The organism is Streptomyces pathocidini, assembly GCF_001418495.1.
In the GTDB taxonomy this organism is placed as follows: domain Bacteria; phylum Actinomycetota; class Actinomycetes; order Streptomycetales; family Streptomycetaceae; genus Streptomyces; species Streptomyces pathocidini.
Genome location: NZ_LIQY01000725.1, coordinates 1 through 1104 on the forward strand (window position 1 = coordinate 1; position 1104 = coordinate 1104).

1 protein-coding gene is annotated in these 1104 nt (G+C 72.5%); it reads right to left on the reverse strand.

Features of this window, described 5'->3' with window-relative positions:
* Positions 1–1104 (reverse strand): RNA polymerase sigma factor (locus AOK16_RS24830; RefSeq protein ID WP_107098449.1); only part of this gene is annotated, 1104 nt, incomplete at both ends.

Consider the following 1104-nt stretch of genomic DNA (forward strand, 5'->3'; position numbering starts at 1 on the left):
CCCGGGCGGCCGCCCGGGTCGAGCGCGGCCGCCTTGCGGAGGAGTACCGACCGTTCGCGGATGTTGGGGCAGAGCCGTGCGGCGTCTTGGAGTTCGGCCCTGGCTTGGCTGGTCCGGCCGAGTCGGGCGAGGAGTTCGCCGCGTACGCTCGGGAGGAGGTAGGACCCCGACAGGCGGCCGGAGTCGGCCAGCTCGTCCACGATGGCGAGCGCTTGCTGCGGCCCCTGGGCCATCGCGACGGCGACGGCGCGGTTGAGCTCGACGACGGGTGAGGGCGCGACGCGGCCGAGCGCTTCGTAGAGGAGGACGACGAGCTCCCAGTCGGTCTCTCGTACCGAAACCGCTGATGCGTGGCAGGCGGCGATGGCTGCCTGCAGCCCGTACGGTCCGAGACCCTTCCCGAGAGCCGAGGCGCGGTTGAGGGCGGCTTGGCCGCGGCGGATCGCGGCCCGGTCCCACAGGCGCCGGTCCTGGTCTTCGAGGAGTACGGGTTCGCCGTCGGGTGTGGTGCGTGCGGGGAAGCGTGCGGCGGTGAGCTCGAACAGGGCGAGCGCTCCGTGGACTTCGGGTTCGTCGGGCAGCAGAGCGGCCAGGGTGCGGGCGAGGCGGATGGCCTCGTACGCGAGGTCGGCGCGCAGCAACTGGTCGCCGCTGGTCGCGGTTGATCCTTCCGTGAAGATCACGTAGAGCACGCTGAGGACACCGCCGAGCCGCTGGCGCCGTTCCTCGGGGGGCGGCAGCTCGAAGGGCACTCCTGCCGCGGCGATCGTCTTCTTCGCCCGGGTGATGCGGGCCTGGAGGGTGGGGACGGGTACGAGGAAGGCCCGGGCGATCTCCTCGGTGGACAGGCCGCCGACCGTGCGCAGGGTCAGGGCGACGCGGGCTTCGGGTGAGAGTACGGGGTGGCAGGCGATGAAGATCAGCGCGAGGACGTCGTCGTCGATGCGGTCGGGATCCCATGGCAGGTCGTCCGCCCGGTCCGGCGGGGGTTCCGTTCCCGAGTGTGCTTCGCCTTCCGACAGTTCACCGGCAAGAGTGGCGTATCGCCGGTCGAGGGCGGAGCGGCGTCGGTAGGCGTCGATGGCCCGCCGCCGGGCGGCGGCG